Consider the following 25,429-nt stretch of genomic DNA (forward strand, 5'->3'; position numbering starts at 1 on the left):
ATCCGATTACAGCCTACAGCCTACAGCCTACAGCCTACAGCCCGAGGCTCGTAAGCGCCTCGCGGAGCGCTTCAATCTTGCGTTCGGCGTCGGCTTTTTTCTGCCGTTCCTTCTCTACGATTTCCGGCTTGGCGTTGGCAACAAACCGTTCGTTGGAAAGCTTGGCGTCGACCGACTTCATAAAGCCTTCGTTGTATTCAATTTCTTTCGAGATACGTTCGCGTTCGGCTTCCACGTCGATCTTTTCACCGAGTTCGATGAAGAGCTTGTCGACGTTGACGAGAAACGCCGTTGCACCGGCTACGTCTTCCTCAACTACACGGATCGGAGAGGTATTGGCGAGTTTCCGGACAATACCGTCAATCCGGTTGAAGCGTGCCGGCGCATCGGTCCGGACGGCCAGCGGCAACTCTTCCTTCGGCGAAAGGCCTTTGGAATTCCGCGTTTCCCGGATTTTCGTCACAATCTCAAACAGCGCGTCAAAATCGGCGAGCAGGGCGGCGTCAACCGCTCCGACCGTCGGATAGGCCGCCCGGCTCAGGCTTTCGCCTTCCCGCCGGTCGCGGAGATTCTGCCAGATTTCTTCGGTGATGAAGGGCATGAAGGGATGCATCAGCGCCATCAACTGATCGAAGAACGTCAGCGTCGCTTCATAGGTTTCCCGATCGATCGGCGTTTCGAAGGCCGGTTTGATGATCTCCAGGTAGTTCGAACAGAATTCGTCCCAAATCAGCTTATAGGCAGCATGCAGGGCGTCTGAAATCCGGAATTTGCTGAAGTGATCGAGGATTTCGGCCAGAGTCGTATTCAGCTTCGACTCAAACCAGGCTACTGCCAGGCGGTTTCCTTCCGGTGCGGGCTGATCTGAGATTTCCCAGCCTTTCAGCAGGCGGAAAGCATTCCAGACCTTGTTGCAGAAGTTACGGCCCTGCTCACATAGCTTTTCGTCAAACAGCAGGTCGTTACCGGCAGGAGCCGAAAACAGCAGGCCAGTCCGGACGCCGTCGGCGCCGAATTTCGCAATCAGGTCGAGCGGGTCAGGGGAGTTGCCGAGCTGTTTCGACATCTTCCGGCCTTTGGCGTCCCGTACGATTCCGGTGAGGTATACGTTTTTGAACGGCCGCTCGCCCATGAATTCATACCCGGCCATGATCATCCGGGCTACCCAGAAGAAAAGGATATCCGGCCCCGTAACGAGGTCACTCGTGGGGTAGTAATACTTGATATCCTTATTTTCCGGATCCTGAATGGCATCAAATACGCCGAACGGCCACAGCCAGGATGAAAACCAGGTATCGAGCACATCATGATCCTGTTCGAGATCCTGCTCGGTGAGGGCGAACAATTGCAGGTCGCGCTGCGCTTTCCGCAGGGCTTCCCGCTTGTTTTTCGCTACGATGATCGTGCCGTCTTTCAGGTAGAAGGCCGGAATCTGCTGGCCCCACCAGAGCTGGCGGGAAATACACCAGTCGTGGATGTTTTCCATCCACACCCGGTAGGTATTCTTGAATTTCGCCGGAATCAGGGCAACGTCGTCGTTCATGACGGCGTCCAGGGCCGGCTTCGCCAGGTCTTCCATTTTCAGCCACCATTGCATCGAGAGTTTGGGCTCGATGACGGCGCCGGTACGTTCGGAAGTCCCTACGTTCGACTTGTAATCTTCAATCTTTTCGAGGAAACCCTTTTCCTCGAGCTCCTTGATGATCGCCTTGCGGGCAGCAAAACGGTCGACACCAACGTAGATCTGCGCCTTTTCGTTGAGCGTGCCGTCGTCGTTGAGGATATCGAGTACCGGCAGACGGTGTTTCTGGCCAAGTTCGTAGTCGTTCAGGTCGTGTGCCGGCGTTACTTTCAGCGCGCCGGTTCCGAAGTCCATCGTCACGTATTCATCAAGAATAACAGGGATTTCCCGGTCGATGAGCGGAATCCGGACTTTCTTTCCGTGGAGGTGGGTATACCGCTCGTCTTCCGGGTGAACGCAGATCGCGGCATCCGCCATGATCGTTTCCGGGCGGACGGTCGCGATGGTCACAAACGCACCATCTTCCCCAACCACAGGGTAGTTGATGTAAACCAGGCGGGATTGTACTTCCTTGAAGATTACTTCTTCGTCGGAAAGCGCCGTTTTGCCCTGGGGATCCCAGTTCACCATCCGGACACCGCGGTAGATCAGCCCTTTGTTGTAGAGACGAACGAATACTTCGATGACCGAATCGTAATACGTTTCGTCCATCGTGAAGCGGGTGCGGTCCCAGTCGCAGGAAGCGCCGAGCTTTTTCAGCTGCTCCAGGATGATTCCGCCGTATTTTTCCTTCCACTCAAACGCGTAGGTGAGGAATTCTTCACGGGTGAGGTCGGTTTTAGCGATTCCCCGTTCCTTCAGCATGTTGACGACCTTGGCTTCGGTCGCAATGGAGGCGTGGTCGGTTCCCGGCACCCACAGTGCTTCCTTTCCTTCCATCCGGGCTTTGCGGATGAGGATATCCTGGATCGTGTTGTTCAGCATGTGTCCCATGTGCAGGATACCTGTCACGTTGGGAGGCGGAATCACGATCGTATAGGGTTCTTTGGCGGGGTCCGGCTGAGAGGCGAAGACTTTGTGCTTCAACCAGTACGCGTACCACTTATCTTCAACTTCTGTGGGAGAATACGTTTTGGAAATCGAGCTCATGGAAACAGTAGTGATGGTCCGGAAAACCCCTTCCGGGACAGCATTTGGAAACACAAAGATACGCATTCCGGCCCTGTGGGAGGAAATAATGTTGGGAGGGCATCCGGCCCGGTTCCGGACCGTCCGGCAGTACCTGCGCGGAGCAATGGCAAAAAAGGCTATTTTTGTTCCATGAGGCGTATTTTACTGAGTCTGTATTCCGTTTGGGCAGCCTTCTGGTTTCTCTTCATCTTCCTGTTAATTTTCCCCTTCCAGTACCTGTTTCTGCAGAAAGAGTCCTGGAAACCGCTTGCACACCGCTGCAACCGCATCTGGGCGCAGTTGTTCTTTCCGTTGATCGGCATGCCTGTGTTTGTTCGTTTCGAGGGAGAAAAGCCGGATGAGCACCGGGCCTATGTTTTTGTCTCGAACCATTTTTCGTACCTCGACATCGCCGTATACATGCTTATCGTGAAGAATTATTTCGCGTTTATGGGAAAAAGCGTCCTGAAAAAAGCGCCTTTGTTCGGGTACATGTTTGCGAAACTGCATATTCAGGTAGACCGGAACGATCCGCAAAGCCGCTCCAAATCCCTCCAGCGGTCGTACCGGGCGCTGAGCCAGGGGCGAAGCATGGTTATTTACCCCGAAGGCGGTATCAAGGCGACGCATCCGCCGGCCATGTTTCCCAACTTCAAGGACGGCGCCTTCAAAATGGCCGTCAAACAGCAGGTACCTATTGTCCCGATTACGTTGCTGAACAACTACAAACGCCTTCCCGATAAGAAGAAAATAGGAATATACCCCGGCGCTATCCGGGCGGTTATTCATCCGCCGATTGAAACAAAAGGGTTGGGAGAAGACGCCATTACGCGGCTGAAAGAAGACGTTTTCGCACTGATGCAAACGACGCTCGACGAGTACCACCGCGATCCAAAGGCCCATCGGGAGGCATACGAGCGGTTTACCGTTTTCTGATCGCCGGAAAAATCACGACCTTTGTCATTATGCAGGTAGACAAAGACACCCTACAGAAGATCGCACAGCTCGCCCGCCTCGAAATTCAGCCGGGCGAAGAGGAATCGCTGAAAGCTACTCTCAGCAGCGTGCTGACATGGATGGAGCAACTCAACGAACTCGATACATCGGGCATCGAACCCCTAACGCACATGAGCGTGGAGGTGAATGCGTTCCGCCCGGACGTCGCGAAACAGACGCTGACTACTGAGCAGGGACTCCTCAACGCCCCCAAACGGGATGAGCAGTTTTTCCGGGTACCCAAAGTGCTGGAGTAGGTTCAATGAAAAGAATAGCCAGGCCGGTCGACTAACGACCGGCCTTTTTTATTGCCCCTGTGGATAGTGGGGAAAAGAGTTATCCACATTCTGATTATTTCTGTGGATAATCACTTGTGAAAAATGGGGATGTCGGTATAAGTAGTTCACCTACAGGTACTTTATCTCAAAGTCGTCGGCATCCAGGTAGGCTGGAAAACCTTCCCGGAATGTGGATAAGTCTTCCTTGCTGAGGGAAACGGTGTGGACAAAAGCCGATTCCTGTGGAGAAGTAAGCCAGTTCCCCCGAAAATCGATTACGCCGGAAGATCCCTCGTGGAAAACCCCGTTTCCGTCGTTTCCGACACGGTTCACTCCGACGACATAGCTCTGATTTTCAATTGCCCGCGCCGTCAGCAGGCTCCGCCAGGCATAGTCCCGGGCGGCCGGCCAGTTGGCCACATACAGCAGAAGGTCGTATTCGTTATCCACATTGCGGCTCCAGACCGGAAAACGCAGGTCGTAACAGATCAGCGGACGGACCGTCCACCCGCGCCACGTACGCTGTACTTTCCGGGTACCGGCGGCGTAGACCTCGTGCTCGCCGCCCATCCGGAACAAATGACGTTTGTCGTAATAATCGAATGAACCGTCCGGTTCCATCCAAAGCAGCCGGTTGACGTAGGAGGAGCCGTCCCGCACGATGAAACTACCGGTGACCGCGGCATCATACCGTGCGGCAATTTGCTGCATCCAGCGCGTAGTAGTCAGGTTCATTGGCTCGGCAACGGGCGCCGGGTTCATCGTAAAACCCGTCGTAAACATCTCCGGCAGGACAATCAGATCGGTACCCGCTGTGATCGTCTCGAGGGTTTCTTCGAGCATGGACCGGTTGGCGATGGGGTTTTCCCAGTGCAACGGCGTTTGTACAAGCGTGACGCGGAGAGCATTCATACGAAATCAGTTTGATATACGAAGGTATCGGAAAAAGAAACAGGCGCCTATCGCCCCGGGTTTCCGGAACAGGTACTTTTGTGCCAACCTCTAAGACATGAAAAAACTACTCCTTGCGCTGCTGCTCACGCACGCGGCCTCCGCTCAAACCTATACCAACGTCAACGGCCTGGTCATGGCCGGGTACCAGGGATGGTTTTCCACGCCGGACGACGGCCTCGACCGGAGCTGGCACCACTACCAGAAGAAGGGAAAATTCGAACCGGGATATGCTTCGGTGGATTTCTGGCCGGATGTGTCAGAATATGAAAAAACCTATGAAACCGCGTTTCTCCTTCCCGACGGTACCCGCGCCCGGGTGTATAGCCCGGCGGATGCCGGGACGGTCGACCGCCACTTTCACTGGATGAAACAATATGGCATCGACGGCGTATACCTGCAGCGGTTTGTTTCCGAAATCCGTCACGAAAAAGGAAAACGCCATTTCGATACAGTGCTTGAAAACGCCCTGCGTGCGGCCCGTACCTATGGCCGGGCTGTCAGTATTATGTACGACCTCAGCGGGTGTACTGCGGCCGATCTGGCTATTGTGGCGCAGGACTGGGTCGCTATCCGCCGCCGTTTCGGCCTGGACGACCCCGCCCGGAACCCGACGTATCTCCGCCACCGGAACAAACCCCTGGTGGCCGTCTGGGGCGTGGGTTTCAACGACAACCGGAAGTATGCCACCGCCGATGTACAGCAATTAATAATAAAACTGAAAGAAACAGAGCTTTCCCTGCTCATCGGCGTTCCGTACTACTGGCGGACGCTGGATAAGGATACCCTTCCGGATACCCTGTTACATGATCTGATCCGAAGCTGCGACGTAGTCATGCCGTGGGCTGTAGGCCGGTACAACGGAGAAACCTATACAAAAACAGCTGCACCGGTACTCGAAGGAGACATCCGCTGGTGCCGGGAAAACGGCGTGGACTACATGCCGCTGGCCTTTCCGGGATTCAGCTGGGGGAATCTGAAAGACAGCCCGTCGGTATACAACCAGATTCCGCGGGAAAAAGGGGCTTTTTTCTGGAAGCAGGTGGCCGGCGCCCGGGCCGCGGGTGCACAGAGCCTGTATGTGGCCATGTTCGACGAAATCGACGAAGGAACGGCGATCTTCAAAACCCTCCGGGAAGGAGAAACCCCGCTCAACGGCTCAGGCCGGTTTATCGGCATTGAATCCGGACTTCCCACCGATTATTACCTCTGGCTTACGGGGCAGGCCGGGGACTGGTTTCACGGAAAGCCGGGGTATGGACCGACGATGCCTTCGCGGCGCTGAGGCTACAGGATAATGGTCAGACTGCCGCTGATGGTAGGCCGGCCGTTGTTCGGCTGGATGACGTAGTAGTAGGTCGCCGCAGGTAGCCGGGAGCCGTTCCGGTTGCCATCGAATGGCCGTGAATATCCTTTGGAATAGAAGAGTTCACTTCCCCAGCGGTTAAAAATCCGTACTTCGGCATTTGGGTAGTGTTCAATACCGGGAAGCTCCCAGGTATCGTTTGTGCCGTCGCCGTTGGGGGTGATCCCGTTCGGAATCGTGATGCGTTCCCAGACCGTAACCGTTACATCGTCCGACGTTTGGCATCCTTCCGCGGAGGTACCGGTGAGTACATAGGTAGTGGTAAGCGCCGGCGATGCGGACGGGCGAATAACCTGCGTATTGCTCAGGCCTGCGGGCGGGCCCCATTCCAGTGTAATGCCTTCATCGGCAACGCCTTCCAGAGTTACACTATCTCCCCGGACCATACCTTTATCCGGACCGGCGGATATTTTCGGCGAAAGCGTTACTACTGCTATTCGCGTAGCTACTGCCTTACAGCCATACTGATTCCTGACTGTGTACGTAATCGGAAATTTACCCGGCCCGGAGGCGACGGGGTTAAAGACTGATCCGACAACACCCTTTCCCGAAAAGGCTCCGCTCGCTGGCGTACCTACGAGCGTCACTGTTGCCAGGTGTGAACTGCATACCGCCGGGATGGAATCCAGGGCGGCGGTAGGAGACGGGTAGAGCGCCACGTTGAAGGTATCGGAAAGGGTACGGCAGTTACCGATCGACGCCTGGAACGAGTAGGTGCCAGACTGCCGGATGGTGTATTTACTACCCGTCGCGCCGGCTATCGGCTGGCCATTGAGCCTCCATTGAAAGGTATAGCCTACCGAATCGAAAGCAGCTAAGGCAACGGAATCTTCTCCGCAAAAGCTCCTTTTTGAAGGTACGGAGGTGAAAATAGCCTTGGGAATAGGGTTAATGGTGACGTCTTTCGTCGGAATGTAATAGCAACTGGTGGCTTTATCCTGCACCCGGACACTGTATTGGCCCGATTTCGCAGCGGGCGTGGAGGCTGTCGTTTGTCCTTTCAGCGTATCGCTTTCGTATTTCCAGAGATAGGAATAGTTACCGGTGAGGGTAGAAAGTACGACTTTCTGGTTGGCGCACGCCGGCAACGGGACATTGGCCGTTATTTCTGCCTTGATGCCGGGAACCATGACGAGGGTAACCATCACCGACTTTTTCGATTCTGAACATACTTTCGAAGAGCTGACAACCACCTGGTACTTACCCGGCGCTTCGGCCCGGTAACGATAGGAAGTAGCTCCGGGAATGTTAACGCCGTCTTTTTGCCACTGGTACGAAGCATCCGGCTGGTTTTGGGTGATCAGGTCGAGGTAGCCGTTTTCGCAGAAATTGGCGGTAACGATGCCTTTGTCGCGGTCTGCCTCCGGCGTGTCGTCCTTGTAAACGGTCGGGTCTTTCAGGGTATTGACAGGGCAATCGACTACGAGTAGCTGGAAATCCCGGCGAACGGTACCGATTTTCACTCCGTTTCGGTATTCATCTACCTGAACGGTAAAAACATGCAGCCCGAGCTGACTCGCAGTAACCGTCAGCAGACCGGTACCGGAACCGACCTGAAGCGGAGGGTTTCCGTTGATCTGGTGACCGGCGTCAAATCCGGAAGCCCATTGCACCAGGGGGTAATTGCTGCTCCCGGTTGGAAGATTGGGGTTAGGCTGGCCCTGTGTGGCATAGCCGGCGTAGGGTGTGACGAGTGAATAGCGCAGCTCATCGCCATCCTGATCCGTTGCCGCGAAAGAAAAGGAAAAAGGCTTGTTGACGCAGATATACTCCCCGTTGACCGACCCGAAAACAGGCGAGGAATCCAGAAAAGGCTGACCGTTTCGTAGCAGCGCCGGAAATTCGAGGTAAAACGTCATGCCTGCTGCTCCGGGGCTCACAATGTTATCAGCGCCGCTGTTCCGGCAGCACCGTTCCCAGGCGATGTAGTAGCCCTGGGGATCGTCGTAGTTCGCAACGGGCAGGTCTATTGGCGCCCAATACCGCAGCGTGGAAGTCTGAAGGCTGCGGGCGGTGGCGCAGGCCGGGTTGGCGTACTGCACCGGCGTGGTACTCTGGAGATTCAACTGGATATTGAGCATCCGGCTGTTGTCTCTTTTCCGGAAGATGGAAACAGTAATCGACGGATCTTTGCGCGTATTTTTCCCGCCTATTTCGTCAAAAAACAGGTTAAGGTACAGGTCGTAGGAGCCGGGTACGGCAGACTTGGCAACCATTTCCATGTTTCCTCCGACAATGTGGTTGGCTATTGCCTGCCCGCACAGACAGAGGAAAACGCCCAGCAAACTGCATAGTTTTTTCATTGCGCGAGTTCCGGCAGCAATCGGAAATCCTGATAAGAACGCTAAGCGAATGTAGAAATTTTACGGGCTATTTCGGGAGATAAAATAGGCGCACGCTGCTTTCTTTCGGCGGAAGTACCGGTAAATTCGACGTATGGGGGAAGAATACTATTTTTGCCCGTATTGATTCCTGTCTGACCGGGAGGCCATGAAGTAATGATGGAGACGAACTTCTTCGATACAAAAATAGAGTTTCTGAAAGGAGTAGGTCCTCAGAAAGGAGACCTGCTCAAGACCGAGCTGGGTATCTTCACCTTTGGCGATCTTCTCCAGCATTATCCCTTCCGGTACGAGGACCGCTCCCGGTTCTACCGCATTTCCGAACTGCGGGAAGACCTCCCCGGCGCGCAGGTAAAAGGGCGCCTGCGGCAGCTGGAAGTAATCGGGGAGGGACCTAAGACACGCCTGATCGGTCAGTTCAGCGACGGTACCGGTTCTATGGAGCTGGTTTGGTTTCAGGGAATCAGCTATGTACAAAAGAGCCTTTTCCGGGACCGGGAATACATTCTGTACGGAAAACCGACCAGTTTCCAGGGACGGTTTCAGATGACGCACCCGGAAATGGAGCCCCTCACGCCGGAAAACGAGCGCGGAGGATACTGGCAGCCCGTCTACAACCTCACCGAGAAACTACGCCGCCGGTTTATCGACAGCCGGACCATTTCCCGTTGGCAGCGGCAGATCCTGGAGCTCGCCGGACGCCAGATCCGGGAAACGCTGCCCGATAGTCTGATGGAAAAATACCGGCTGGCGACGAAGTTGCAGGCGCTCTGGGGCATTCATGTGCCGGGAAACGAACAACATATTCACCAGGCAAAGCGGCGGCTGAAGTTCGAAGAGCTGTTTTACAACCAGCTCCGGCTCATCAAGCAGAAAATTCTCCGCAAAACGGAATATCCCGGGCAGGTATTCGGGCGGGCGCAGCTCATCCGGACCTTTTACGACGAACACCTGCCGTTTGACCTCACCGGCGCGCAGAAGCGCGTGATCCGGGAGATTTTTGAAGACATGCGGTCCGGTAAGCAGATGAACCGCCTGCTGCAGGGCGACGTAGGATCCGGAAAGACCATCGTCGCCTTTATCTGCATGCTGCTGGCGATTGACAACGGCGCGCAGGCCTGCCTGATGGCGCCGACGGAAATCCTGTCGGACCAGCACTTTCAGGGACTTAGTGTTTTCGCGGAAATGCTGGGGCTGCGGATGGGCCGGCTGACCGGCTCGACGCCAAAGAAGGAGCGGAAAATCCTGCATGAAGGGTTGCTCGACGGGTCGATCCAGATCGTCGTTGGTACGCATGCCCTTCTGGAAGATATCGTACAGTTTCAGAACCTGGGGCTTGTCATTATTGATGAGCAGCACCGTTTCGGCGTCGCGCAGCGGGCCAAGCTCTGGCAAAAGAATGAAACGGTGTTTCCGCACGTACTGGTGATGACGGCGACGCCCATTCCCCGGACGCTGGCGATGACACTGTACGGCGACCTCGACCTGTCCCAGATCGACGAGCTGCCGCCCGGCCGGAAGCCCATTGTCACCCGTTGGAAGTCAGACCAGCATCGCCTCGAAGTATTTGGTTTTGTGCGGCAGGAGCTGGCGAAAGGCCGCCAGGCCTACATCGTTTATCCGTTGATCGAAGAATCGGAGAAGCTGGATTTCAAAGACCTGATGGATGGCTACGAAAGCGTACAGCGGGCTTTTCCTGAATACCAGATCAGTATTGTCCACGGCAAAATGCCCGCGAAGGATAAAGACTATGAAATGCAGCGCTTCCTGAAGCAGGAAACGATGATTATGGTGGCGACGACGGTCATTGAAGTCGGTGTCAACGTACCTAATGCGTCTGTCATGGTCATCGAAAGCGCCGAACGCTTCGGACTGTCGCAGCTGCACCAGCTGCGCGGGCGGGTAGGCCGGGGAGCCGACCAGAGCTATTGTATCCTCATGACCGGCCTGAAGCTGAGCACCGAAACCCGCATGCGGATGAAAGTCATGGCGGAAACAAACGACGGGTTTGTGATTGCCGATACCGACCTGCGGCTGCGCGGCCCCGGAGACATGGCCGGTACCCAGCAGAGCGGGGTAGTAGACCTGCTTCTCGCTGATCTTTCGAAAGACGCGGAGGTACTCAAAGCTGCCCGGGAGTCTGCCATGCAGATACTGGAGGAAGACCCGGAGCTCGTCCTCCCGAAAAACCAGCCGATCCACAATCAGCTGCTGCATTTGCGTGAAAATGAGAGCAACTGGGCGCGGATAAGTTGACGGTGGAGTAGCCGGTATCCCCGCCCTTTCCCCAAAAACTCCTACTTTTGCATTTCGTTTAGCGGCCCTGACGGAACGACAGGCCGCCCGGCCGTGTTTTCCACGACAGGACTAATGATCCCATTTCTGATATCCTTATGAATTTCCCCGAATACAAAAACCTCGATTACGCCGCCGTTGCCGACGAAATTCTGCAATTCTGGAAAGAAAACCGGGTCTTTGAACAGTCGGTCGAAGGGCGGGAAGGAAAGCCCAGCTTTACCTTTTTCGAAGGTCCTCCGTCTGCCAACGGGACTCCGGGAATTCACCACGTCATGGCCCGGACCATCAAGGATATTTTCTGCCGCTACCAAACGCTGAAAGGCAAGCAGGTTAAACGAAAAGGCGGCTGGGATACCCACGGCCTGCCGATTGAACTGCAGGTGGAAAAGGAACTGGGCATTACGAAGGAAGACATCGGTACCAAAATCAGCGTCGAAGAGTACAACCAGCGCTGCCGGGAGACCGTCATGCGGTTTACCGACCAGTGGAACGACCTGACCGAAAAAATGGGCTACTGGGTGGACCTCGAAAACCCCTATGTCACGTACCACAACGAATACATTGAGAGCATCTGGCACCTCCTCAAGAAACTTCACGAGAAGGGGCTGCTCTACAAAGGCTATACGATTCAGCCGTACTCTCCGGCGGCGGGGACCGGACTCAGCTCCCATGAGCTGAACATGCCGGGCACGTACAAAGAAGTGAAGGACGTATCGATTGTCGCCCAGTTCAAAGTGAAACTGACCGGCAAATCGGCGTACCTGTTCGACGCGGCCGACAGCGACGATATCTACATCCTCGCCTGGACGACTACGCCCTGGACGCTTCCGTCGAACGCCGCCCTTACGGTCGGTAAAAACATTGATTACCAGCTCATCAAGACTTTTAACCCGTACACGCACCTGCCCGTCAACGTGGTATGCGCGCGGGACCGGGTGGCGGCGTATTTCCCGGAAAAAGGCAAAGACGCAGACTTTGGCGCCTATCAGGCGGGCGACAAGATCATTCCCTGGTCTGTCGTCATGGATCTGAAGGGCGAGCACCTCGAAGGCATCGAATACGAGCAGCTAATGCCGTATGTGCAGCCGGAAATCAAGGCGTTCCGGGTGATTGCGGGTGATTTTGTCACGACGGAAGACGGTACCGGCGTGGTTCACACCGCGCCGACGTTCGGGGCGGACGATTTCCGGGTTGCCCAGCAAAATGGTATCCCCGCTATCATGGTCCAGGATGAAACGGGAAAGGATGTTCCGCTGGTAGACAAGCGCGGCCGCTTCGTGAAAGAAGTAACCGATTTTGCCCTCGAGTACGTCAAGGAACAATACCTAAATGACGAAGAGAAGGAAGCCGAACGCGAAAAACAGGGCCGGGATAAGTACCTCTCGGTCGACGAACGCATCGGTATCCTCCTCAAAACCGAAAACAAGGCATTCAACGTCCAGAAGTTTGACCACCCGTACCCGCACTGCTGGCGGACGGACAAACCGGTACTGTATTACCCGCTCGACAGCTGGTTTATCCGTACCACGGCGAAAAAGGCCGAGCTGGTAGCCCTCAATAAAACCATCAACTGGAAGCCGGAAAGTACCGGTACCGGCCGCTTTGGCAACTGGCTGGAAAACCTGGTTGACTGGAACCTGAGCCGCAGCCGGTACTGGGGTACCCCGCTGCCGATCTGGCGCAGCGAAGACGGGGAAGAAGTATGTATCGGCTCTATCGCCGAACTCAAAGCAGCCCTGGAGCACGCACAGAAGGACAATGTACTGAACGACGAACAGCGGGCTGCTAACGAAAGCTTCCTGTCGAAACTCGGTACCGAAGCACTTGACCTGCACCGCCCGTATGTCGACGAAATCTATTTCGTTTCGGCTTCCGGAAAGGTAATGACGCGGGAAACGGACCTGATCGACGTCTGGTTCGACTCCGGCGCCATGCCCTATGCGCAGTGGCATTACCCCTTCGAAAACAAGGATATCTTCCAGAACAGCTACCCGGCCGATTTTATTTCGGAAGGCGTAGATCAGACCCGCGGCTGGTTCTTCACGCTCCATGCCATCGCAGGGATGCTGTTTGATTCGGTAGCGTTCAAAAACGTCGTGTCGACAGGACTGGTACTCGACAAGGACGGCGAAAAGATGTCGAAGCGGAAAGGCAACGTCATCAATCCGTTCGATGCGCTGGGCAAATACGGTACCGATCCGATCCGCTGGTACATGATTACCAATTCCAACCCGTGGGATAACCTGCGGTTTAACCTCGAAGCCGGGGTGACGGAGGTACGGAACAAGTTCTTCGGAACACTGACGAATACCTATAACTTCTTCGCGCTGTACGCCAACCTCGACGGATACGAGCTCAACGAGTTCGACCGCGTACCATACGAACAGCTCGGCGAGATGGACCGCTGGATTCTGTCCAAGCTCAACTCGCTGGTGCGGGATGTAGATGGCTATTATGCAGATTATGAGCCGACAAAGGCCGGCCGAGCTATTCAGGATTTCGTATCGGATCACCTGTCCAATTGGTATGTACGCCTGTCACGCCGGCGTTTCTGGAAAGGAGAACTGACCGACGACAAGCGTGCTGCGTTCGAAACGCTTCAGGAATGCCTGCTGACGATGGCACAACTGATGTCGCCGATCGCTCCGTTCTATTCCGATTGGCTCTACCGGAACCTGACGGAAGGCGCACGGGAGAAAGCCGTTGCTGGCAATACGCCGTTGCGGTTTACGTCCGTCCACCTGACGGATTTCCATCCCGTTGAAACCTCGCGCATTGACCTGGAACTGGAAGCATCGATGGAACTGGCGCAGCGGGTATCCTCGCTCGTCCACTCCATCCGGAAAGTGAACAAGATCAAGGTACGGCAGCCGCTTTCGCGCGTGCTGGTACCCGTGCTGAATGAGTTTACGAAGCAGCGGCTCGCCCGTGTGGAAGAGCTCATCAAGGCGGAAGTAAACGTGAAGGCGGTGGAACTGCTCGACGATACGTCAGGCGTTCTCAACAAAAAGGTAAAACCGAACTTCAAGGCGCTGGGGCCCAAATTCGGTCCGAAAATGAAGGAAGTAGCCGCCCTGATTCAGGGAATGGATACGGCAACTATCGCTGCGCTGGAAAAAGCGTCAGCACTGGAACTGAACGGTTTTACGGTAGAACTTTCGGATGTGGAAATCCTCACCGAAGACCTGCCGGGTTACCTGACCGCTCAGGAAGGCGGTCTGACCGTGGCGCTCGACGTACATATCTCGGAAGAGCTGAAGTACGAAGGGATTGCCCGGGAATTCGTCAACCGGATTCAGAACCTCCGGAAAGACAGCGGGTTTGAAGTAGCAGACAAGATTGCGATTTCTGTTTCGACGTCGGAAGAGCTGATTCGTACTGCGCTTCAGGCCAACAGCGAATACATCTGTACCGAAACCCAGGCCCTGAGCCTGAACCTGCTGGATAGCCTGGCGGATGCCGTTTCGGTAGAAATGGATGAAGTGGCGCTGGATGTGAAAGTGGAGGTAGTCGCCTGATTATATTGGTAGTAAAAAAGGTGGCGCGGCCGGGCTTTGCCCGGCCGCGCCACCTTTTTTTAGGATACTTACTGTCCGACGCGAATGCGTTTGTTATACTTCATTACTCCTTTGACAAAAACACGCAGGTAATACCGCTGCGGCTTCCGATAGGAGAGATCATACTCAAATACGCCTTCTTTCAGGTTTTCGTAGACATGCCGCTCGACGAGCTGCGCGCCTTCGTCCGTACTAATCTGTACTTCCACCTGCTCCGGCTCGTTACCGAGGTAGTCGAGCGTGGTTTTGCCTTTCGTCCGCGTTGGAAACAGGCCGATAGATGGCTCTGCTACTGCGATTTGCGGCGCGTCAGCCCGTACCTCAAAGGCATGGTAAACCGAACTGCCGAAGTCCGATTCGAAGGCCTTCAGCAAATGTCCCTTCGCATCCATCAGCATAAAGGTACCGCGGCCGCCGCGCACATTGTACCAGAATTCGAGGCCGTCGCCCGCCGTATCGGCCAGCGCCAGTTCATAGGCTCCCGGCTCCAGGCGGAGCGTATCGCGGTAATCGGTATTGTCTTTCAGGTTTTTTCGTTCGAAAACGACCTTCCCTTCGCTGTTTTTGACGGAATAAAAGTTATGGCTGGCCTGTTTGTTGGTCCGCAGGGCCACTACTACCTGTTGCGGGTAAACCGGAACCTGGGTAAACGACGTGCGGAAGGTATTATCGCCGGGCCAGGCGTCTTTTTTGCCGTTGGGAGACAACAGTGTTACCTCGAAGGAATTTTGCCCTGGACGACCGTCAATAGTGCCCGGCAGACGAACTTCTTCTGTCTGATTAAAGACCAGTTTCCCTTTCCAGGAAAACGTTTTCGCCGGATAACCCTTCGTACCATACCGGATCGTCAGCGAAGTAAGCGGGGCTGTGCCGAGGTTGCGGATCAGCACGCGCGGCCCGAATGAAACGGGATTATGCCGCGCGTGAACCTGCTTGTCAGTCGGCGCCAGGACGTCTGCAACCGCCGCGTCAACCGTTGCTTTTACAGGTCCATATTCAATCAGGTAGGCGGTGATTACTTCGTTGACATTCGGATCATCGGACTGGTATGGCTCCATGTCGATGTCGACGGTATGCTTGCTCGACGGCGCGACAGTCAGGTCATAGGCGTCGGGCTGCTGGAGGTCGCCCGGGCACCAATAGGCTCTGTCCAGCACCCAGGTGCCTGCCTGTGGGTAGAGCGGATTATCGCCGCATTTCTTCCAGATATCCCGGCGGTCGATCAGGGCGCCGTCCATGCGAACGTCCCGGTACCGGCTGCAAAACTCGCCGCATCCGTTCTTGTCCATGCCGTGGCCGGTATGAAAAACCACCAGACGCATGCGGCGGGTAGCCTTCCCGACGGTGAGCGTATAGGGTTTGAGGTCTTCCTCAATGCTGCGGTCTTTGTTGCCGTAGCGGTAGGAGGCATCGTAGATTTTGTGGACGGCGAGCGGCTCGGCAACGGGCGTACCCTTTACAAATTCGAATTCGACAGTAATCTTCCAGCCGCGGTCCTGATTGGGCTCATAGCCGGAATGGTAGTAGACAATTTCGGCTTCCCCACTGAGGAGGGAACGGAAGTCGGTGATATCGGCAGTCCATTCAAACGACCAGTTTTTCCCGAAGGCGCCTCCGTATGGCGTCAGCATGCGGCCGATTTCATACTTCTCGTCAGTGCCTTTTTTCCTGAGGTAGATATGGTCGAGGTAGTCCCAGTCGGCGCAGCGCATGGAGTCCGGGCAGCCGAAGCGCACACGGAGCGTAACCTGGCGAAACGAGCCGGAGGGGAAGGAAACGGTCCCGGGATATTCCCGAAAACCTTTAGCGGGGTCTGTTACCACCACCGCCGCCTGATGAGATAGCACACGGAGGGTATCCTGCGCCTGAGCTGTAAATGACAGACAACCCAGGGCCAGCAAAAGTCGATGAAGCATGAAATAAAAAATAGACGTCTCGGAGAGTTTTCCTTAACTACAGAAAGAAGCAGCAGCATGGATTATACCCGGGACCCGCTCTGTGATTCGAGGAGCCGTTCGGAACATCTCGAATAGCGTGTTTTCCTTAACTACAGAAAGAAGCAGCAGCAGGAATGATACCCTGGGCTGCTTTGCCACTCTTCGAGTTTTCCGCAGGACATCTCGAAGAACATAAAGAGCGAAAAAAGCCCCGCAGAACAGTATCTACGGGGCTTTTGACAAAGACCATTTACCTAAACCGGCCTGAAACGTTCTCCATAGGCTTCAGCGAGCCGGATAGCTTCTGCACGGAAGGCCTCTTCACCAACGGTGTCTTTCATCGACAACGCTCCGCCGAGATACGCCGGGAATCCCCAGGCCAGTATCGACCCGAGATCCGCGTCGAGCTTTGTCCGGATCACGCCTTCGTGAAAACAATGCTGAGCTTCCAGCGACTGACGATAAAGCAGTCTCTTCTTTACTTCTTCGAGCGAAGGCTGTTCCGCCGCAAGCGGGTACAGGTCGGCCAGTCCCGGCCACAGGTATTTCTTCGCCGGTGCTTCCGGATATTCATAGAAACCCGCTTTCGCTTTTTTGCCGAGCCGGCCATCTGACACCATCCTGCTGGCAGTGTCAAAGCTTGCGTCGTCAGGTGCCAGGGCGCCGTCTTTGATGCCCTGACCGGCAATTTTATAGATGAGATCGAGGGCTACTTCATCTGAAACCGCCAGCGGTCCTACCGGCATACCGGCCAGAACGCCTGCTTTTTCGATCAACTGCGGATCGACGCCTTCGCGCAGCAGCCGGATACCTTCGTCGGTATAGCTGCAGAAACAACGGGAAGTATAAAATCCCCAGCTGTCATTGACGACGATCGGCGTCTTCCGGATTTTCCGGACATAGTCCATCGCCAGGGCGAGGGCAGTATCCGAGGTTTGCTTGCCGAGGATGATTTCCACGAGCTGCATTTTATCCACCGGAGAAAAGAAATGCAATCCGATGAAGCGATCCGGATGAACCGCCGCCTCCGCGAGTCCGGTAATCGGCAGGGTAGAGGTATTGGAGGAAAAAACGCCTCCATCGCGCAAAAGCGGCTCAGCAGCGCGGGTTACTTCTGCCTTCAGTTCGCGGTTCTCAAAAACGGCCTCGATAATCAGGTCGCAATCCTTCAGATCATCATAATTTCCTGTTGCATGGATGAGCGAGAGCGTTGCGTCGGCTTTTTCACGCGTGGATTTACCCCGTTGGATGGCCTTTTCAAGCAGACCGGCAGAGTAGGCTTTTCCTTTTTCGGCTACTTCTGCCGAAACATCCTTCAATACCACCTGAATACCTGCCAGCGCCGAAACGTAGGCAATACCCGAACCCATCATCCCGGCTCCGAGAATACCCACTTTCCGGATATCCGTAACAGGAATACCCGTTGGGCGGGAAGCGCCCTTATTCGCCTCGTTCTGACCAAAAAACAATGTCCCGATCAGGTTTTTGGCTACAGCAGATTGCGCTACTTTGACAAAGTGCCGGCTTTCCACCGCCAGCGCCCGGTCGATATTGATGGATAATCCCTCGTAAACGCAACTCAGGATAGCCAGCGGCGCGGGGTAGTTGCCATGTGTTTTTTGCATGACCTGCGCCGCGCCGCCCATAAACAGAGGCGCCGTTTTGGGAGACTGCACGCCTCCTCCGGGTACGGAATAATGATCTTTTCCGACAATCGCGCCCTTTTTGTTGCGCTCGTCCCACGGTTGCAGAGGCGCCGGATTGGCCTTGATCCATGCGATTGCTTTGGCGAGCAAATCTTCCGGCGAGTCAGCCAGTTCATCGACGATACCGGCAGCATGCGCTTCTTCCGGCGACAGGCGCTTGCCTTCCAGCAGGTAGGGCGCCGCCGCGGCGATACCAATCAGGCGGGGGAGGCGCTGCGTCCCGCCGGCGCCGGGGAGCAAGCCCAGCGTTACTTCCGGCAGCCCGAGCTGCGCTTTCGGATTCCGGAGCGCGATGCGGCGATGGCAGGCCAGCGTGATTTCAAGCCCTCCGCCCAGCGCGGTGCCGTTAATAGCCGCGACTGTGGGTTTACCCGACGTTTCGATGCTGCGGAAGAGCCGCTGGAGATCCATCGAAAAGGCGAACATATCGGCTGCCGGTTTGTCGTTGAGCCGGAGGATCATTTTGAGGTCGGCTCCGGCGACAAACTCGTTTCGTTCCGATGTGACGATGATGCCCGTTACCCCGGGATCGTCAAAAGCCTTTTGGAGGGCCTCCCGGAAGGCCGGGATACTTTCGTCGTTGAGAACGTTCATCGGCTGGCTGGTCATGTTCCAGCTCAGGATGGCAATCTGGTCCTGTATGCGGTAGTGGATCATGGTTCAGAGTCGTTCGATGATGGTGGCAATACCCATTCCTCCGCCGATGCAAAGGCTGGCGAGGCCGGTCCCTTTACCTGTACGTTCGAGTTCGTCAAGCAGGGTCATCAGCAGGATGGCGCCCGTCGCTCCCAGCGGATGTCCAAGCGCAATCGCGCCGCCGTTTACATTTACCTTAGCCGGATCGATACCCAGTTCTTCCATGAAAAGCAACGGAATCGCCGCAAAGGCTTCGTTGATTTCGAAAAGATCGATATCGGCGACCGACATACCATTCCGGCTCAGCGCCTTGCGCGTAGCCGGAACCGGGCCGGTGAGCATAATCGTCGGTTCCGATCCGCAAACGGCATATCCGCGGATACGGGCGCGGGGCTTCAGGCCGAGTTTTTCGCCAATGGCTTTCGAGCCGATGAGGATACCGGCTGCGCCGTCTGTGATTTGAGAGGAATTCCCGGCGTGATGCACGTGGCGGATCGCCGGCAAGGCCGGATAATTGAGCAGGGCAAGCGCGTCCAGACCGGCCTGTCCGATGGCCTCGAAGGCGGGGTTCAGGCGGGCCAGGGATGCTTCGGTGGTATCGGTGCGGATACCCTCATCCCGGTCGAGCAATACCTGCCCGATTTCATCCAGCGCCGGAATGACGGAGCGCCCGAAACGGCCTTCCTGCCACGCAATGGCCGCTTTCCGATGAGAATCTGCGGCAAAACGATCAAGCTGCTCCCGCGAGTACCCCCATTTGGTGGCAATCAGGTCAGCTGAAATGCCCTGCGGAACAATCCGGTGCCGGCTGATGATCTCGGGGTTGGTGAAGAGTGCTCCACCATCCGAACCCATCGGCACACGGCTCATGGATTCAACGCCTCCGGCGATGAGGAGGTCTTCCTGGCCGGCCATGACCCGCGCAGCGGCGGTATTGACGGCCTCCAGCCCCGAGGAGCAGAAACGATTGAGCTGAACGCCCGCCACCTGCGGGTCATACCCTGCGGTCAGAACCGCGGTACGGGCGATGTCGGCGCCCTGCTCGCCAACTGGCGCGACACATCCCATGACGACGTCATCGACTAGGGAAGTATCAAGCGCGTTGCGCTCGCGAAGGGCTTTGAGAACAGAAGTCAGCAGGCGGACGGGCTGCTGATCGTACAGCGCACCGTCCGATTTGCCCCGCCCCCGGGGCGTACGAACGGCGTCGTAAAGAAATGCTTCAGCCATAATTGTCGAGAGGAAAGAATGATGGCAACGAGCGGCCAAGGTACATAAAAACAGTATGCAAGCATACATTTTAAGGAAAAATGAAAGACGAAATAGGATTTGTAAAAGAAATCGGAGGCAGGTGAAAACGCTTTTATCCGTTTTTTGTTGAAAACTTCCGGGACCTATTTGGCTGATAACCACTTAAAAGTTATCTTTGCGACTCATTTTACAGAACAGTCCGGTTTACGAACTGATTCTCAAGAAATTAAAGCCGGTTTCCGGTTATTCCATAACGCATTAACTAGATAGAACAATGGCACGGGTTTGTCAGATCACGGGCAAGAAAACGCAGACGGGTTGGAACGTCTCGCATGCCAACAACAAAACGAAGCGGAAATTTTTCCCGAACCTGAAGACGAAGAAATTCTTCATCCCGACGACAGGTGAATGGGTAGAAATCAAACTTTCTACGCAGGCGATCCGCACCATCAACAAGAAGGGCATCGAAGCCGTTCTGAAAGATGTAGGCGTACAACTGTAATAAAGCCTTTACTGGTAGTGAAAGAGGCCCTGGCAGGAATTTGTCAGGGCTTCTTTCGTTAATGACTCCCATGCGCCGTTTTTTCGCTTACCTCACCGCTTTTATCCGGGAAGATTTCAACCTGCGCCTGTATGCGGGCACGGCAGCGTTCGTGGCAGCCATGACGGCGTTTAACTACGCCGTGGACCTGGAAGACGGTATCATCGACAAGCACCGGGGAGAGGTACTGCGGTTCTGGCTCTACGCGGGCCTGGACGCGTTTATGTATTACAGCGTGACGGTTTTCTGGCTTCTGGCCAACCGGCAACTGTCTATCCTGAAAACCGCCCGATTCTGGCTCTTCAGCCTGGCGGCAATAGGGGTACTCGCCTGGTGGCAGGATTACACGGGGTATTCGAAGGTCGTCGGACTGCCGGTTTTCGGCGAAATCTACAGCTTCGCGCACTATTGTTTCTCAAACCTGAGCTCAGCCCTTACCGTATGGGTGCCGTTTGCGGTATTTTATCTGTTGGTCGACCGGCAACCGTCTCATTTTTACGGCTTTCGGCCCGACTGGCTCAGCCTGAAAATGTACGGTATCCTGCTGCTGCTCATGGTGCCGCTGATCGCGTGGGCGTCGTTTCAGCCCAGCTTCCTCCAGACCTACCCGATTTACAAGGGGTGGGGCGCCGCGCGGGCGCTGCATTGGCCGGAATGGATACCCGCCGTTATTTTTGAGCTGTGCTATGGGTTCGATTTTATTTCGACGGAGCTGATTTTCAGAGGTTTCCTGATTATCGGGATGATGCAGGTCGTCGGGCGCGGAGCGGTTCTCCCGATGGTGGCGGTATATGCCACGGTACACTTCGGAAAGCCCCTCGGTGAGACAATCGGCTCGGTTTTCGGAGGGTATATTCTGGGCGTTCTGGCCTACCAGAGCCGTACGATATGGGGTGGAATCGCCGTCCACCTCGGGGTTGCCTGGCTGATGGAGCTCGGGGCTTTTCTCCAATCATTCGTTCACTCTCCTGAAAAATGATATTTTTATCTGTTTTTTGGAATGAGAAGTAAACTCTGCCCGCTTTTCCCCCTCAAAGGCAGAAGAATATTCTAACCGGATCGTTAAAAATGTTAAAGCGAACAGTACTCGGCCTGGCATGCACGCTGTTTCTGGCATGGGTGGTGTATGTCATTTGGGCGAATAAAGACCGCAATATGGGTCTTCCGCCCGCCGATGTCCAGTTCCGGAGTTTTACCGAAGTGGGCCGCGATTCCGGAAGGGGCAACCTGGTTGGTATTCAGCCCTATATGCTGCCGGTAGACTACTCCAGCGAGGAGGCATTTTTTCAGAAACTCAACGGCTATTTTTCCGAAGCCCGCAAGAAGGGCTGGTTGAAAGCCAAGAGTATTGTCGTCCTGCCGGAATACCTCGGTACCTGGCTGGTGGTGGCAGGCGAGAAGAAAGAAGTCTATGCCACGCCACACCTCACCGAAGCCGTGAAGATGCTGGCTTACAGCAATTTCTTTACCTACATGTCATCGGTTATGCAGGCGCCGAAAGAAATCGGCGACCGCACCAGCTACGCCATCATGACCATGAAAGCCGGAGACATGGCCAATATCTACCAGCAAACGTTCTCCCGGCTGGCCGGCAACTACGACGTCACCATTGTGGCGGGATCTATCGTCCTGCCGGAACCGACGGTGAAAGAACGGAAACTGGCGCTCGACAGCGGTCCGCTGTACAGCGTTTCCGGGGTTTTTACGCCGGACGGCAGTCTTTCCGGCCTCGTTCGCAAATCGTTTCTTTCGCCGAGGGAACAGCTCTTTATCGTTCCCGGAAAAGCAGACAATAATCCGGTCATCCACACTCCGGCGGGCAAACTGGCGGTACTTATCAACCAGGACTCCTGGTTTCCCCAATCCTATAAAAACATCCGCAAACAGCAGGCCAACCTGATTGCCGTTCCGGCCTACCTCAAGTATAAAAACCAGCTGGGCGTCACCTGGGATGGGTACGAAGGCCATCCGACTCCGGCCGATGCCGTTGCCGATGTCAATAAAATCACTGAAAAAGAGGCCTGGGACAAGTTCAGCTTCGGCACCCGCGGACCGGCCGAGGCGGAGGTTAAAAAAGGGATTGCGGTATTTCTCCGCGGAGACCTCTGGGACCTCGGTACCGACGGTTCTACCCTCATGCTGAGTGATTCGCTTTCCTACGGCAAGCGGAACGAGGGCGCCGGATTGTCCTGTATCTGGTTGTAATGCATCGATAAGCAGTCAGCTTTTGAGACGGATATCAGGAAAACTGCCTGTTGGACGTTACTTTTGCACCGCTGAAATGTTTTCAAACCAGCCAACGTACATTCAATGAATCCGACTGCCACTCGTCCGCTCGTCGACCTGGAAAAATGGAAGCAACAACTTCCGGAACTCAAAGCCAGGTACCAGACCGACCAGCCCTATCCGCATATTTCGGTCGATAACTTCCTGGAAGAATGGGCAGCCGAGAAGGCAATGGCGTCTTTTCCGGCCATTCAGGATGAAGGATGGATTCACTATGTCCACGTCAATGAAAAGAAGCATGGACTGAATAAAATGGAACTGCTGCCGCCGTTCATTCAGGAGGTCATTACCTATCTCAACTCCCCCGAATTTGTGGCATTCATGAGCGAGCTGACGGGCATTCCCAACCTGAAGCCCGACGAAATGCTCGAAGGCGGCGGTCTGCACCAGTCCAAGCGCGGCGGTTTTCTCAACGTACATGCCGATTTCACCGTTCACCCCCACAAACGGAACTGGAAGCGCCGGGTCAACCTGCTGGTGTACCTCAACAAAGACTGGAAGCCCGAGTACCGCGGCGATCTGGAACTGTGGGACCGGAATATGACCGGCGTTGTAGCTAAAATTGCGCCGATCTTCAACCGCATCGCCGTTTTCAATACCGACGACGATTCCTATCACGGACTTCCTGACCCGATCCAATGCCCGGAAGACATGACCCGGAAGTCTATCGCCCTGTATTATTTCACCGAAGAAAAGGAAACCCCGAAACTGCGCCCGACCAACTACCAGGCCCGGCCCGGAGACGGCATCAAATCCGTTGCGATCTGGCTTGATAAACAGGCGGTTGCAACCTATACCCGCGTGAAACGCACGCTGGGTATCGACGATAAGATGGTCAGCAAAATCCTGAATATCTTCGGAGGAAAGAAAAAATAACCTATCTGCCAGCGGCCTTCCCGCCGGAAGGCGTACCTGACCATGAACCGACTTACCACTTCAGTACTGATCGCCCTCGTGGCGGGATTGTTCTTCATTCCCTTTCTGGGAGGCGTCCATTTGTTTGACTGGGACGAAATCAATTTTGCGGAAATCTCCCGCGAAATGATCGTACTGAAAGACTACCTGCGGGTCCACGTCGATTTCAAGCCGTTCTGGGAAAAACCGCCCTTCTTTTTCTGGCTGCAGGTTATCGCGATGAAGATTTTTGGTGTCGGAGAGTTTGCCGCCCGCTTTCCCAATGCCATTTGCGGAATTATTACGCTGATCCTTCTGTACCTGCTGGGCGAACGGCTTTTCAACCGCCGTTTCGGCCTGATCTGGGTGGCTACGTACCTGGGTTCCGTGCTGCCGCACCTCTATTTCCGGTCGGGAATCATCGATCCCTGGTTTAACCTCTGGATTTTCATCGGGTTAAACGGCATCATTTTCTTCCGCTGGAAGAAAGATAAATTCGGTTTCAAGCTTCCGCAGAACAAGTGGTTTTACCTGCTGCTCGGCGGTTTTCTGCTGGGGATGGGCGTGCTGACGAAAGGCCCGGTCGCCTTCCTCATCGTCTGTCTTGTATTAGGCGTATATTTCCTGCTGAACGGTTTCCGCCTGTTTATCAGTCCGTTACATTTCTTGGTTTATGCGCTGATGACGTCGGTGGTGACGCTCTGCTGGTATGGCCTCGAAACGTGGCAGCACGGCCCTTGGTTTATCAACGAGTTCATCAAGTACAACTACCGGCTGTTTTCCACACCGGATGCCGGGCATGCCGGGTTCTTCGGGTATCACTTTGTCATTCTGTTCTTCGGATGTTTTCCGGCAAGTACGTTTGCAATTCGCGCCCTGAGTTTCCGTTCTGAAACCGGCGAAACCGACTACCAGCGGGATTACCAGAAATGGATGGTTATTCTTTTCTGGGTAGTGCTTATTCTCTTCAGTATTGTGAAGTCGAAGATCGTGCATTACTCCTCGATGTGCTATTTCCCGCTGACGTACCTCGCGACGCTCACGATTTACCGCATGTGGACTGGAAAAGTCGTTTTCAACGGCTGGATGAAAGCCGGTGTAATCATTTCCGGAGGAGCATTTGTGCTTGCTACCATCGGAATGCCGATTGCCTCGCACTGGATTGGCGCGATTCAGGCGGCCATTGCCCCGGATGATACATTCGCCGCCGCGAATCTGGACGCGAAGGTCCACTGGACCGGCTGGGAGGCCTTACCAGGCGTATTCCTGATCGGCGTGATTTTCCTCGGTGTACGGTTCCTTTCGCACCGGAACTACGAGCGGGGTATTGTGACGCTCTTTATCGGCACAGCCTTCTTCTCGACCTTTACGCTCTGGCTTTTCATCAACCGCATCGAAGGATATTCGCAGGAAGCGGCCATCCGGTTTTTCGAACAGCGTCAGGGTGAAGACTGCTACATTGTCACCTGGGCATACCGCAGTTATGCACCTTATTTCTACGCCCGTCAGCAACCGGAGCGTAACCCGAAGAGCTACGACAAGGATTGGGTCGTACGAAGCCCGGAAGTAGACCGGCCGGCGTACGTCATCGGTAAAAACTACGTGGAGGCTGAGCTCGATACGATTCCGACTTTACAGAAAATCGGAAAGGAAAACGGGTTCGTCTTCTATAAGCGCAAATAAAAAACCCCTCCGGTA

Annotated in this window: 16 protein-coding genes; 10 read left to right on the forward strand and 6 right to left on the reverse strand. The window is 55.0% G+C overall.

The window, feature by feature from the left end; translation table 11 throughout:
* Nucleotides 1-34: 34 nt before the first annotated feature.
* On the reverse strand, nt 35-2,671 hold the full coding sequence (locus tag BLR09_RS21950) for a valine--tRNA ligase (RefSeq protein ID WP_093207895.1): 2,637 nt from the start codon (nt 2,669-2,671) through the stop codon (nt 35-37).
* A 171-nt stretch (nt 2,672-2,842) separates the two neighbouring features.
* Here BLR09_RS21950 and BLR09_RS21955 point away from each other — a divergent pair, with 171 nt between their 5' ends.
* Together BLR09_RS21955 and gatC are read left to right on the forward strand one after the other, a co-directional pair.
* The gene (locus tag BLR09_RS21955) at nt 2,843-3,628 is read left to right on the forward strand and encodes a lysophospholipid acyltransferase family protein (RefSeq protein ID WP_093207896.1); all 786 of its coding nucleotides are present in this window, start codon (nt 2,843-2,845) and stop codon (nt 3,626-3,628) included.
* Between the two features lie 29 nt (nt 3,629-3,657).
* Nucleotides 3,658-3,945 carry an Asp-tRNA(Asn)/Glu-tRNA(Gln) amidotransferase subunit GatC gene (gene gatC, locus BLR09_RS21960; RefSeq protein ID WP_093207897.1) on the forward strand — a complete coding sequence of 96 codons (288 nt, stop codon included), beginning with the start codon at nt 3,658-3,660 and terminating at the stop codon, nt 3,943-3,945.
* Between the two features lie 150 nt (nt 3,946-4,095).
* On the opposite strand, the gene BLR09_RS21965 is transcribed toward gatC, so the two are convergent.
* Nucleotides 4,096-4,878: an amidohydrolase gene (locus BLR09_RS21965; protein ID WP_093207899.1), complete on the reverse strand. Its 783-nt coding sequence runs from the start codon at nt 4,876-4,878 to the stop codon at nt 4,096-4,098.
* Between the two features lie 97 nt (nt 4,879-4,975).
* On the opposite strand from BLR09_RS21965, the gene BLR09_RS21970 reads away from it, so the two are divergent.
* Nucleotides 4,976-6,202: a glycoside hydrolase family 99 protein gene (locus BLR09_RS21970; protein ID WP_093207900.1), complete on the forward strand. Its 1,227-nt coding sequence runs from the start codon at nt 4,976-4,978 to the stop codon at nt 6,200-6,202.
* A gap of 2 nt (nt 6,203-6,204) precedes the next feature.
* Here BLR09_RS21970 and BLR09_RS21975 read toward each other — a convergent pair whose 3' ends face one another.
* The gene (locus BLR09_RS21975) at nt 6,205-8,586 is read right to left on the reverse strand and encodes a T9SS type B sorting domain-containing protein (RefSeq protein ID WP_093207902.1); all 2,382 of its coding nucleotides are present in this window, start codon (nt 8,584-8,586) and stop codon (nt 6,205-6,207) included.
* Between the two features lie 195 nt (nt 8,587-8,781).
* On the opposite strand from BLR09_RS21975, the gene recG reads away from it, so the two are divergent.
* Both recG and ileS read left to right on the forward strand, forming a co-directional pair.
* Nucleotides 8,782-10,881, forward strand: coding sequence for an ATP-dependent DNA helicase RecG (gene recG, locus BLR09_RS21980; RefSeq protein WP_093207903.1), 2,100 nt, complete (start codon nt 8,782-8,784; stop codon nt 10,879-10,881).
* A gap of 137 nt (nt 10,882-11,018) precedes the next feature.
* A complete protein-coding gene (ileS, locus tag BLR09_RS21985) occupies nt 11,019-14,441 on the forward strand; it encodes an isoleucine--tRNA ligase (RefSeq protein ID WP_093207905.1) in 3,423 nt (1,140 codons plus the stop codon).
* Nucleotides 14,442-14,509: 68 nt separating this feature from the next.
* Here ileS and BLR09_RS21990 read toward each other — a convergent pair whose 3' ends face one another.
* The 3 genes from BLR09_RS21990 to BLR09_RS22000 form a co-directional block, all read right to left on the reverse strand.
* On the reverse strand, nt 14,510-16,396 hold the full coding sequence (locus BLR09_RS21990; protein WP_093207906.1) for a peptide-N-glycosidase F-related protein: 1,887 nt from the start codon (nt 16,394-16,396) through the stop codon (nt 14,510-14,512).
* 275 nt (nt 16,397-16,671) lie between these two features.
* The gene (locus BLR09_RS21995; RefSeq protein ID WP_093207908.1) at nt 16,672-18,780 is read right to left on the reverse strand and encodes a 3-hydroxyacyl-CoA dehydrogenase NAD-binding domain-containing protein; all 2,109 of its coding nucleotides are present in this window, start codon (nt 18,778-18,780) and stop codon (nt 16,672-16,674) included.
* A gap of 3 nt (nt 18,781-18,783) precedes the next feature.
* Nucleotides 18,784-19,989 (reverse strand): acetyl-CoA C-acetyltransferase, encoded by a 1,206-nt coding sequence (locus BLR09_RS22000; protein ID WP_093207910.1) that lies wholly within the window; start codon nt 19,987-19,989, stop codon nt 18,784-18,786.
* Nucleotides 19,990-20,284: 295 nt separating this feature from the next.
* Here BLR09_RS22000 and rpmB point away from each other — a divergent pair, with 295 nt between their 5' ends.
* The 5 genes from rpmB to BLR09_RS22025 all read left to right on the forward strand — a co-directional run bounded on the left by rpmB (nt 20,285) and on the right by BLR09_RS22025 (nt 25,414).
* Complete coding sequence (gene rpmB / locus BLR09_RS22005) at nt 20,285-20,512, forward strand: 50S ribosomal protein L28 (protein WP_093207911.1); 228 nt, start codon at nt 20,285-20,287, stop codon at nt 20,510-20,512.
* Between the two features lie 70 nt (nt 20,513-20,582).
* The gene (locus tag BLR09_RS22010) at nt 20,583-21,530 is read left to right on the forward strand and encodes a CPBP family intramembrane glutamic endopeptidase (RefSeq protein WP_245689991.1); all 948 of its coding nucleotides are present in this window, start codon (nt 20,583-20,585) and stop codon (nt 21,528-21,530) included.
* An 89-nt stretch (nt 21,531-21,619) separates the two neighbouring features.
* Nucleotides 21,620-22,756, forward strand: a complete 1,137-nt coding sequence (locus BLR09_RS22015) for a nitrilase-related carbon-nitrogen hydrolase (RefSeq protein WP_093207915.1) — start codon at nt 21,620-21,622, stop codon at nt 22,754-22,756.
* Nucleotides 22,757-22,861: 105 nt separating this feature from the next.
* Nucleotides 22,862-23,713, forward strand: coding sequence for a 2OG-Fe(II) oxygenase (locus BLR09_RS22020; RefSeq protein ID WP_093207917.1), 852 nt, complete (start codon nt 22,862-22,864; stop codon nt 23,711-23,713).
* Nucleotides 23,714-23,755: 42 nt separating this feature from the next.
* A complete protein-coding gene (locus BLR09_RS22025; protein ID WP_093207918.1) occupies nt 23,756-25,414 on the forward strand; it encodes an ArnT family glycosyltransferase in 1,659 nt (552 codons plus the stop codon).
* Nucleotides 25,415-25,429: the final 15 nt, after the last annotated feature.

Source organism: Siphonobacter aquaeclarae (genome assembly GCF_900103285.1).
GTDB classification, from domain to species: domain Bacteria; phylum Bacteroidota; class Bacteroidia; order Cytophagales; family Spirosomataceae; genus Siphonobacter; species Siphonobacter aquaeclarae.

Bases quoted from the DNA above. Each gene is read 5' to 3' on its own strand.
- recG (WP_093207903.1), top strand. From the start codon at position 8,782: ATGATGGAGACGAACTTCTTCGATACAAAAATAGAGTTTCTGAAAGGA.
- BLR09_RS21950 (WP_093207895.1), bottom strand. From the start codon at position 2,671: ATGAGCTCGATTTCCAAAACGTATTCTCCCACAGAAGTTGAAGATAAG.
- BLR09_RS21975 (WP_093207902.1), bottom strand. From the start codon at position 8,586: ATGAAAAAACTATGCAGTTTGCTGGGCGTTTTCCTCTGTCTGTGCGGG.
- BLR09_RS21955 (WP_093207896.1), top strand. From the start codon at position 2,843: ATGAGGCGTATTTTACTGAGTCTGTATTCCGTTTGGGCAGCCTTCTGG.
- rpmB (WP_093207911.1), top strand. From the start codon at position 20,285: ATGGCACGGGTTTGTCAGATCACGGGCAAGAAAACGCAGACGGGTTGG.
- BLR09_RS22015 (WP_093207915.1), top strand. From the start codon at position 21,620: ATGTTAAAGCGAACAGTACTCGGCCTGGCATGCACGCTGTTTCTGGCA.
- BLR09_RS21965 (WP_093207899.1), bottom strand. From the start codon at position 4,878: ATGAATGCTCTCCGCGTCACGCTTGTACAAACGCCGTTGCACTGGGAA.
- BLR09_RS21990 (WP_093207906.1), bottom strand. From the start codon at position 16,396: ATGCTTCATCGACTTTTGCTGGCCCTGGGTTGTCTGTCATTTACAGCT.
- BLR09_RS22010 (WP_245689991.1), top strand. From the start codon at position 20,583: ATGCGCCGTTTTTTCGCTTACCTCACCGCTTTTATCCGGGAAGATTTC.
- BLR09_RS21970 (WP_093207900.1), top strand. From the start codon at position 4,976: ATGAAAAAACTACTCCTTGCGCTGCTGCTCACGCACGCGGCCTCCGCT.
- ileS (WP_093207905.1), top strand. From the start codon at position 11,019: ATGAATTTCCCCGAATACAAAAACCTCGATTACGCCGCCGTTGCCGAC.
- BLR09_RS21995 (WP_093207908.1), bottom strand. From the start codon at position 18,780: ATGATCCACTACCGCATACAGGACCAGATTGCCATCCTGAGCTGGAAC.
- gatC (WP_093207897.1), top strand. From the start codon at position 3,658: ATGCAGGTAGACAAAGACACCCTACAGAAGATCGCACAGCTCGCCCGC.
- BLR09_RS22020 (WP_093207917.1), top strand. From the start codon at position 22,862: ATGAATCCGACTGCCACTCGTCCGCTCGTCGACCTGGAAAAATGGAAG.
- BLR09_RS22000 (WP_093207910.1), bottom strand. From the start codon at position 19,989: ATGGCTGAAGCATTTCTTTACGACGCCGTTCGTACGCCCCGGGGGCGG.
- BLR09_RS22025 (WP_093207918.1), top strand. From the start codon at position 23,756: ATGAACCGACTTACCACTTCAGTACTGATCGCCCTCGTGGCGGGATTG.